The sequence below is a fragment of the Rhodococcus sp. EPR-134 genome, assembly GCF_001647205.1.
In the GTDB taxonomy this organism is placed as follows: domain Bacteria; phylum Actinomycetota; class Actinomycetes; order Mycobacteriales; family Mycobacteriaceae; genus Rhodococcus_F; species Rhodococcus_F qingshengii.
This window is the reverse complement of the sequence record NZ_LVCT01000378.1, coordinates 20,150-28,991: the sequence shown is the minus strand read 5'-3', so window position 1 is coordinate 28,991 and position 8,842 is coordinate 20,150. Positions and strand designations below refer to the sequence as shown.

Sequence of the window (8,842 nt, the reverse complement as noted above, 5' to 3'; positions counted from 1 at the left end):
CCACCGACTGCAGAACTCCGCGGCCCGGGAAACGCCCACGCACGAGTGCCAGAGCCGTGACGACACCGAACACCACGTTGATCGGAACCACGATCGCCACGATGATCAGCGAAAGATTCAGCGCGGAAATCGCTGCCGGTGTCGTGATCGATTCGAGAAACGGGCCGATTCCGTTCTCGAACGTTCGCGTCAGGATCACACCGATCGGCACGACCAGCAACACGAACAGGTAGACGAGAGCGATGGTCCGCAGACCGATCTTCGATCCTCTGGACACGTTCATCGGGAACTCTCCTCACGTCGCTGTCCCCGCGAGGCGAAGATTCGCAGGACGAACAGCGTCACGAATGCGATGGCCAGCAACGCTACCGAGACGGCAGCGGCGTTGGTCGGACGATCGATCTCGATCTGCTGCTGAATGTACTGCGACGTCATCTGTGTCACGCGTGGGATGTTGCCGCCGATCAGAACGACCGAGCCGTATTCACCGATCGCTCTGGCGAACGCGAGGCCCGCACCGGAGATGACGGCAGGCGCCAACGTCGGGAGAACAACCGAGCGAAAGATCGTCCAGTTGGAAGCTCCCAACGACGCAGCGGCTTCCTCGACTTCGCGGTCGACCTCCATCAGCACCGGCTGCACGGAACGGACGACGAACGGCAAGGTCACGAAGGCCAATGCCACGATCAGTCCGGGCTGAGTTGCATTGAGATGGATGTCGATCGGTGACTGCGGGCCGTAGAGGGACAGCAGCACGATCGATGCCACGATGGTCGGTAGCGCGAACGGCAGATCGATCATCGAGTTGACGATGCGCTTGCCCGGGAAGTCGTCCCGGACCAGCACCCACGCGATGATCGTGCCCATCACGACGTTGATCAATGCCACGATCACCGAGACCAACAACGTCACGCGCAACGACGCCAAGGCGACGGGTGCGGTGACGGCGTCCCAGAATCCGGAGATCCCCTCGTCGAACGCGGTGGCGGTCAACGCGGCGAGCGGAAGCAGAACGATGACGGAGAGCCACAGGGTGGCCACTCCGATTCCGAGCGGCCCCACACTCCCCGTGACCCGCGCGAGTTTTCGCCGACGAGCCACGGGGGTGGGGTCAATAGTGTCAGTCACGTCAGTCTTACTTGGTCGCGTTGTCGTAGATCACTGCGATCGAACCGGTGTCCTTGGTGAACAGAGCACTGTCCACGGCCTTCCAGCCGCCGAGGTCTGCAATGGTCCACAGCTTGGTCGGCTCGGGGAACTTGTCGGTGAACTTGGCAGCGACGGCGGGATCAACGGGACGGAATCCTGCTTCGGCCCAGAGCGTCTGACCCTCGGTCGTGTACAGGTAGTCCTTGAACGCGGTCGCCTTGTCGAGGACCTTGCTGTTCGAGATCACGGCAACGGGGTTCTCGATCTTGAAGGTCGTGGGCGGGGTGACGTGCTCGACCGGGTCGCCGTTGCCTTCGATGAACAGTGCCTCGTTCTCGTAACTGATCAGAACGTCACCGCTACCCTGCAGGAAGGCTTCCGAAGCCTCGCGTCCCGACTTGGGCTGGATCTTGACGTGGTCGTTGACCAAGGCGGTGACGTAGTCGAGACCCGCCTGCGGGTTCTTGCCACCGTCGCTCTTGGCGGCGTACGGCGCCAAGAGGTTCCACTTGGCCGAGCCGGAGCTGAACGGGTTCGGCGTGACGACCTCGAGGCCGGGCTGAAGCAGGTCGTCCCAGTCCTTGATGCCCTTCGGGTTGCCCGGACGCGTCACGATGGTGACTACCGATCCGAACGGAATTCCGTTGTAGGCGTCCTGGTTCCAGTTCTGATCTACCAGACCGGCATCGACCAGACGGGTGATGTCGGGCTCGACGGAGAAGTTGACGAAGTCTGCCTCGGCACCGTCCTTCACCTTGCGCGACTGGTCGCCCGAGGCGCCGTAGGAAGGATTGAAGTTGACGTTCTTGCCCTCGTCGGTCGCCTGGAAGGCTGCGGTGAGCTTGTCGAAGCCAGGCTTCGGCACGGCGTAGGCGAACAGGTTGATCGTGCCGGCGCTACCGTCGCTGGCGGCGCTGTCACCACCCACGGTGTCGCTCGAGCCACCACTGCACGCTGTGAGTACCACGGCCCCCATGGTCGCGATAGCAGTGAGAAGTGTGCGGGAACGGCGTTTCATTGCAGATACCTTCCTGAAAGGACTGACAAACGAGGGTTGGTCAAACGACAAGTCCGAGACCTCTGGGGCTGATTCCATCGGGATGTTCAGACATGGAGAGCCGACGGGCGATGAGCCCTGAATCGGGGGCGCGAGTTACGCGCAGAGAAGTTCGAGTGGGGTGCGCAGCACCACCGGAGAGGTCGAACTCAGGAAATCAACAACAGGCGACGTCAGCGACGTCGAGCATGCCGACAGCAATCAACGCCAACTGGTGGCGGATTACGGGAGCTGTTGCTTCGGACACGCGGTGGACTTTAGCAGAGCACCGGCGCCCGCTCTAATCGGGAGAACTAACGGGTGAGAAGCCACGCGACGATCACGAGGAGAATCAGGGCTATCAGGGCGAGAGTGACCCGTGAGCGGGGCATCAGCTTTCCTCTACTTCTCGAGAATTCCTACGCAACCAGCCGAAGAGCGGCAGAGCGAGAACGGCGGCCAACACGCGATCCAGACCGATGGCCACCAGGCGGCACAGCGGAACGACGACGATCAGGACCAACGCGACCTGCGGGATGAACGGGAGCCCCGCCATCCACAGCTCGAAGCTGTCCCACCAATCCGCAATCCGATCCACGCCAACACCCTATCCTTCGGACGATACGGTCCCGACAGCGTGTGGATTGGACGTGTGCCGATTCTGGCCGGATGATGGCCGAATGAGTGCTGACGACGAAGTGGTGCAGACGATTCCTCCCGCCTCCACGGGTCACCATCGAAGCAACTTTCCCCCGATCGACGACTATGCGTTTCTTTCCGATTGCGAAACCTCGTGCCTGATTGCCCGTAACGGATCTGTCGAGTGGATGTGCGTTCCCCGCCCGGACTCCCCCAGCGTGTTCGGTGCCATCCTCGACCGCAGCGCAGGCCATTTCCGTATCGGCCCCTACGGCCAGAACGTGCCGGCCGCTCGGCGCTATCTGCCGGGTGGACTCATTCTCGAGACCACCTGGCAGACCGAGACCGGCTGGCTCGTCGTCCGCGACGCCCTGGTTCTCGGTCCCTGGCACAACGTCGACAAGCGATCGAACACGCACAAGCGCACACCGACCGACTGGGATGCCGAACACACCCTTCTCCGTACGGTCAAATGCGTCAGCGGCACCGTCGAACTCGAGATGAGCTGTGAGCCCGCGTTCGACTATCACCGTGGCACGGCGAATTGGGAGTACACCGGAAAGGTCTACGAGGAAGCAACGGCAACGTGTCGCTCCGCCAAGCCCGGAGACCATCCCACTCTGCGCTTGACCACCGACCTACGACTGGGTCTGGAAGGTCGTGAAGCACGAGCGCGGACGCGACTGGTCGAAGGCGACAACGTGTACGTCGCGCTCTCGTGGTCGGATCTTCCCGCGCCGCAGACGTTCGACGAGGCCGCCGACAAGATGTGGCAGACGTCCAAGTCCTGGCGTGAGTGGGTGACGATCGGCAAGTTCCCCGATCACCCGTGGCGCGGATACCTACAGCGCAGTGCGCTCACACTCAAGGGGCTCACCTACGCACCGACCGGAGCCCTACTCGCGGCTTCGACGACCTCGCTACCGGAAACACCAGGCGGAGAACGCAACTGGGACTATCGCTACGCGTGGGTTCGCGATTCCACCTTCGCGCTGTGGGGCCTCTACACGCTCGGGTTGGACCGTGAGGCCAACGACTTCTTCAACTTCATCTACGACGTGTCGAGTTCGGACAACGGTCAGCCGCATCCTTTGCAGGTGATGTACGGCATCGGCGGCGAGCGCACGCTCGAGGAATCCGAACTCAACCATCTGTCCGGCTACGACGGCGCCCGTCCGGTGCGTATCGGCAACGGGGCGTTCGATCAACAGCAGCACGACATCTGGGGCACCATGCTCGACTCGGTGTACCTCCACATCCGTACCCGCGAGCGCGTCCCCGAGGCGTTGTGGCCGCTGCTCAAGAAGCAGGTCGAGGAAGCGATCAAGCATTGGCGCCAGCCCGACCGCGGGATCTGGGAGGTGCGCGGTGAACCGCAGCACTTCACGTCGTCGAAGATCATGTGCTGGGTCGCTCTCGATCGCGGCGCCAAGCTGGCAGAGATGCAGGGCGAGAAGAGCTTTGCACAGCAATGGACAGCCATCGCGGACGAGATCAAGGCCGACATCCTCGCGCACGGTGTCGACTCGCGCGGAGTTCTGACGCAGCGGTACGGCCACGATTCACTCGACGCGTCGCTCTTGTTGGCACCGCTGCTGCGCTTCCTGCCAGCCGACGATCCGCGCATCCGGGCGACGGTGCTGGCGATCGCCGACGAGCTCACCGAAGAGGGGTTGGTCCTGCGCTATCGCGTCGACACCACCGACGACGGATTGAGCGGAGAGGAGGGCACGTTCACCATCTGTTCCTTCTGGTTGGTGTCCGCCCTCGTCGAGATCGGCGAACTGGATCGCGCAAAGCATCTCTGTGAGCGCCTGCTCGGGTTCGCGAGCCCGCTCAAGCTGTACGCGGAGGAGATCGACGCGCACACCGGTCGCCATCTGGGTAATTTCCCGCAGGCGTTCACACACCTGGCGCTGATCAACGCCGTGGTCCATGTGATCCGCGCCGAGGAAGCTGCCGAAGCCGGAGCTTTCCAGCCCGCGCACAACGCAACCTAGACCCCTGCTGTGCGCCTTTATTAACCGCCCGCGGTTAATAAAGGCGCACAGCAGGTCTAGCCGGCCACCGCTTCGAGCTGCGGCGTGATCGATTCGAGCGAGTACTTCAGCGACAGCGACGACGGAGTGTTCAACCCGGCGACAGTCGGATAGTCGACGATGGCCAATCCGCCACCCTTGACTGCAGGCAGGTCGGCAAACCCCGGCAGCTTCATCATGTCGTCGAGCGACCCGCCGTTGGGCAGCAGCACCACGACGTCGGCGCTGAGAGCGTCGACCCGTTCCGGGCTGAGTATCAGCCGGCCACCGGTCACACCGGCCTCGTCGACCAGCTTGGGCGGCAACGACATTCCCAGACGCGTGAACAGTCCCGAAGCACCGTCCTTGGGATCAGCGACGATCACCAACTGCGACGTCGGGAAGACGTACTGCGACAAAAGAGCGGTCTTACCCTTCAGCCCCGGCAACCGCTGTGCGAGCGCATCGATCTGCCCGTTTGTCGCCTCGACGATCTCGTCGGCTCGCGACTGCTTGTCGAGAACCCGGCCGAGAATCTCCACCTGGTCCTGCCACGGATCGACCTGGACGTCGGACAGACCGGCAATGGTCGGAGCGATCTTGCTCAACTGGTCGAAATCGTCCTGATCGGCGACGGAGAACCCGCCGAGAATCAGATCGGGATCCAAGGCTGCAATTTCTTCAGCTTTGAGCGGGACACCGAACTGCTGGATCGCCGAGCGATCGAGTTCCTTCGCCGACGCGTCCACGCCACTCTCCCACGGGAACAGACCACGCTCGTCGCCCATCGGGCCGGCAGCCAGGTACCCCACCGGCTGGATTCCGAGTTCGAGCAGAGCGTCGAGCCACTGGGTGTCGGCCGCGACGATGCGCGTCGGCGTCCCGGTGATCGTGGTGGCGCCGAACTTGTGGTCGATCGTGGTGACCCGACCGTCCGCGATCTCGTCGGCGTCCGAGGACGAACATCCGCTGATACCTACGACCAGCGCTCCCAAGAGAGCCACCGCCGAAAACTTCATCGCACGCACGAAAATACTCCTCCACTAGTTAGCAGAGGCTTACCTTCTCATATGGGACCCGGCTGTGTCCGACCTTGCTTTCAGGCGAAACGAGAGAGCAGACGCTCCGCATCGGCGCCGATGCGTCGAACCACGTCGCCGGCCGGATGGGTTCCGTGTACGAGTCCGACAGCTTCTCCGGCGTAGACGACTCCGCTGTGGGGATCCGACGGGTCGTACGCCTTTGCCAGCATTTCCTCATCGGCGTCGACTCCGTGCCAGGCGGCAGTGAACTCGTTGGCCACCGCGCGGCCGCCCCACCGCTGCGGCCACGGTTGACTGCGCGCTCGGTCGAACACCGAGGTGTAAATCGTGTCGGCACTTCCGGCTTCGACGACGCGGTCGCGGGCATAGTCCGGCCCGACCGTCTCCGGGCTGGCGAGCAGCGCCGTTCCGATCATCACGCCTTCCCCGCCGGCTGCCAGGACTGCGGCCAAACCGCGACCGGTCCCGATTCCGCCGGCCGCCAGTACTGGAAGTGATGTCGTTTCGAGGATCTCCTGCAGCAGCGGCAAGGTTCCGATTCGGCCCGTGTGACCGCCTGCCTCACCGCCTTGCGCGATCACGCCGTCGACACCCGCGGCCTCGACAATGCGAAGGTCTTCGAGCGTATTGATCTGTGACACAACGGGAATGCCCGCATCGTGGATTCGTCCGACATACGAGGCGGGATCACCGAACGACAAGGTGATCATGGTCGGCTCGACGGCAATCGCGGCGTCGAGCATCAACTCGTTCTCGGGCAGCGACCACGTCATCAGGCCGACGCCGAACTTTCCGCCGATCGAGCGGGCCACTTCAGCTTCGGCCTCGATCCACTCCGGTGTGTTGTACCGAGCCGCGCCGAGCAGACCCAACCCGCCGGCCGCCGATACAGCTCCGGCGAGCGCGCCGCCCGCGCGACCACCCATGGGCGCCCCGAGAACCGGGATTTCGATTCCGAACTCTCGGGACAACCAGGTGGTGACCATGCGCTCCTACTTCTTGGGCTTCTCGCCGACCGATTCCGATGTCAGGGCCGCCACGAATGCTTCCTGCGGCACCTCGACGCGACCGATGGTCTTCATGCGCTTCTTGCCTTCCTTCTGCTTCTCGAGCAGCTTGCGCTTACGGCTGATGTCGCCGCCGTAGCACTTGGCAAGAACGTCCTTGCGGATTGCGCGAATGTTCTCGCGCGAGATGATCTTCGCGCCGATCGCGGCCTGAATCGGAACCTCGAACTGCTGGCGAGGAATCAGCTCGCGAAGCTTCGACGTCATGCGTCCGCCGTAAGCACCAGCGTTGGAGCGGTGCACGATCGAGGAGAACGCGTCGACGGCCTCGCCCTGCAGAAGGATGTCGACCTTCACCAGGTCGGCCTGCTGCTCACCGGCCTCCTCGTAATCGAGGCTGGCGTATCCCTTGGTGCGGGACTTGAGGGCGTCGAAGAAGTCGAACATGATCTCGCCCATGGGCAGTTCGTAGCGCAGTTCGACGCGAGTCTCGGAGAGGTAGTCCATGCCGCCGAGCTCACCGCGACGGGACTGGCACAGCTCCATGATGGCGCCGACGTACTCGCTCGGGGCAATGACGGTGCACTTGGCGACCGGCTCGTAGACCTCGCGCACCTTGCCTTCCGGCCAGTACGACGGGTTGGTGACGATGACCTCGGCCCCGTCCTCCATCACGACGCGGTAGACGACGTTGGGCGCAGTGGAAATCAGTTCGAGGCCGAACTCACGTTCGAGGCGGTCGCGGGTGATCTCCATGTGGAGCAGGCCGAGGAAGCCGCAGCGGAAGCCGAATCCGAGGGCAACCGACGTCTCGGGTTCATACGCCAGCGCCGCGTCGTTGAGACGGAGCTTGTCGAGGGCATCGCGCAGCACGGGGTAGTCCGAGCCGTCCATCGGGTAGAGGCCCGAGTAGACCATCGGCTTGGGATCGCGGTAGCCGACCAGCGGTTCGGTCGCGCCGTTGCGGGTGGTGGTGACGGTGTCACCGACGCGCGACTGACGGACATCCTTCACACCGGTGATGAGGTAGCCCACCTCGCCGACGCCCAGACCGATACTGGCCTTCGGCTCGGGGGAAATGATGCCGACCTCGAGCAGTTCGTGTGTAGTGCCCGTGGACATCATCGTGATCTTCTCGCGGGGACGGATCCGACCGTCGACCACACGCACGTAGGTGACCACGCCGCGGTAGGCGTCGTAGACGGAGTCGAAGATCATCGCGCGGGCGGGACCGTCAGCATCGCCGACAGGCGCAGGTACCTGCTTGATCACCTCGTCGAGCAGTTCCTTGACGCCCATACCGGTCTTACCCGAGACGCGCAGGACATCACCGGGCTCGCAGCCCGTGATGTGCGCGATCTCTTCGGCATAGCGGTCGGGATCCGCGGCCGGGAGGTCGATCTTGTTGAGGACGGGAATGATCTTGAGATCCTTCTCCATCGCCAGGTAGAGGTTCGCCAGCGTCTGAGCTTCGATGCCCTGAGCAGCATCGACCAGCAGAATTGCGCCCTCGCATGCTTCGAGCGCACGGGAGACCTCGTACGTGAAGTCGACGTGGCCGGGAGTGTCGATGAGGTGGAGGACGAACTCTTCGCCGTCGACGGTCCAGGGCAGACGAACGTTCTGAGCCTTGATGGTGATGCCGCGTTCACGCTCGATGTCCATGCGGTCCAGGTACTGCGCACGCATCGCCCGCTCTTCGACCACACCGGTGAGCTGAAGCATGCGATCTGCCAGCGTCGACTTACCGTGGTCGATGTGCGCGATGATGCAGAAGTTCCGGATCTGCGCAGGATCCGTGAACGTCTTGTCGGCGAAGCTGCTGATGGGAGACCCCTTAGTCGGACCGGCACCGGCCCGGATCCGGGCCACTGTCAACCCTCAGGATATCCAAGTCTCGGCGCCGCCGTACCAGGGGTTCCCACGGGTGGGTGATTATGCTCGAACGCT

The 8,842-nt window shown here is 63.3% G+C and carries 8 protein-coding genes and 1 pseudogene; 1 reads left to right on the top strand and 8 read right to left on the bottom strand.

What is annotated here, in order from left to right; genetic code table 11:
* From A2J01_RS17305 to A2J01_RS17290, 5 genes and pseudogenes are all read right to left on the bottom strand, one after another.
* Positions 1-283, bottom strand: a pseudogene (locus A2J01_RS17305) (sulfate ABC transporter); the annotation flags it as partial.
* Positions 280-1,128, bottom strand: a complete 849-nt coding sequence (gene cysT, locus A2J01_RS17300) for a sulfate ABC transporter permease subunit CysT (RefSeq protein WP_030536617.1) — start codon at positions 1,126-1,128, stop codon at positions 280-282. The pseudogene A2J01_RS17305 and the gene cysT, both read right to left, overlap by 4 nt.
* Positions 1,129-1,135: 7 nt before the next feature.
* A complete protein-coding gene (locus tag A2J01_RS17295; protein ID WP_003944569.1) occupies positions 1,136-2,167 on the bottom strand; it encodes a sulfate ABC transporter substrate-binding protein in 1,032 nt (343 codons plus the stop codon).
* A gap of 196 nt (positions 2,168-2,363) precedes the next feature.
* Positions 2,364-2,453, bottom strand: coding sequence for an Ms4533A family Cys-rich leader peptide (locus tag A2J01_RS37340; protein WP_309599318.1), 90 nt, complete (start codon positions 2,451-2,453; stop codon positions 2,364-2,366).
* 123 nt (positions 2,454-2,576) lie between these two features.
* Positions 2,577-2,783, bottom strand: a complete 207-nt coding sequence (locus tag A2J01_RS17290; protein ID WP_007731042.1) for a hypothetical protein — start codon at positions 2,781-2,783, stop codon at positions 2,577-2,579.
* 82 nt (positions 2,784-2,865) lie between these two features.
* Between A2J01_RS17290 and A2J01_RS17285 the strand changes: the two genes are divergently transcribed.
* Positions 2,866-4,824, top strand: coding sequence for a glycoside hydrolase family 15 protein (locus A2J01_RS17285; RefSeq protein ID WP_003944557.1), 1,959 nt, complete (start codon positions 2,866-2,868; stop codon positions 4,822-4,824).
* Positions 4,825-4,880: 56 nt separating this feature from the next.
* Here A2J01_RS17285 and A2J01_RS17280 read toward each other — a convergent pair whose 3' ends face one another.
* From A2J01_RS17280 to lepA, 3 genes are all read right to left on the bottom strand, one after another.
* Complete coding sequence (locus A2J01_RS17280; protein ID WP_231915812.1) at positions 4,881-5,861, bottom strand: ABC transporter substrate-binding protein; 981 nt, start codon at positions 5,859-5,861, stop codon at positions 4,881-4,883.
* An 80-nt stretch (positions 5,862-5,941) separates the two neighbouring features.
* Positions 5,942-6,871 carry an NAD(P)H-dependent flavin oxidoreductase gene (locus tag A2J01_RS17275; protein WP_030536619.1) on the bottom strand — a complete coding sequence of 310 codons (930 nt, stop codon included), beginning with the start codon at positions 6,869-6,871 and terminating at the stop codon, positions 5,942-5,944.
* A 6-nt stretch (positions 6,872-6,877) separates the two neighbouring features.
* Complete coding sequence (gene lepA, locus A2J01_RS17270) at positions 6,878-8,770, bottom strand: translation elongation factor 4 (protein WP_003944564.1); 1,893 nt, start codon at positions 8,768-8,770, stop codon at positions 6,878-6,880.
* Positions 8,771-8,842: the final 72 nt, after the last annotated feature.

Coding starts and splice junctions, on each gene's coding strand:
- A2J01_RS17285 (WP_003944557.1), top strand. CDS start 2,866: ATGAGTGCTGACGACGAAGTGGTGCAGACGATTCCTCCCGCCTCCACG.
- A2J01_RS17275 (WP_030536619.1), bottom strand. CDS start 6,871: ATGGTCACCACCTGGTTGTCCCGAGAGTTCGGAATCGAAATCCCGGTT.
- A2J01_RS17280 (WP_231915812.1), bottom strand. CDS start 5,861: ATGAAGTTTTCGGCGGTGGCTCTCTTGGGAGCGCTGGTCGTAGGTATC.
- A2J01_RS17295 (WP_003944569.1), bottom strand. CDS start 2,167: ATGAAACGCCGTTCCCGCACACTTCTCACTGCTATCGCGACCATGGGG.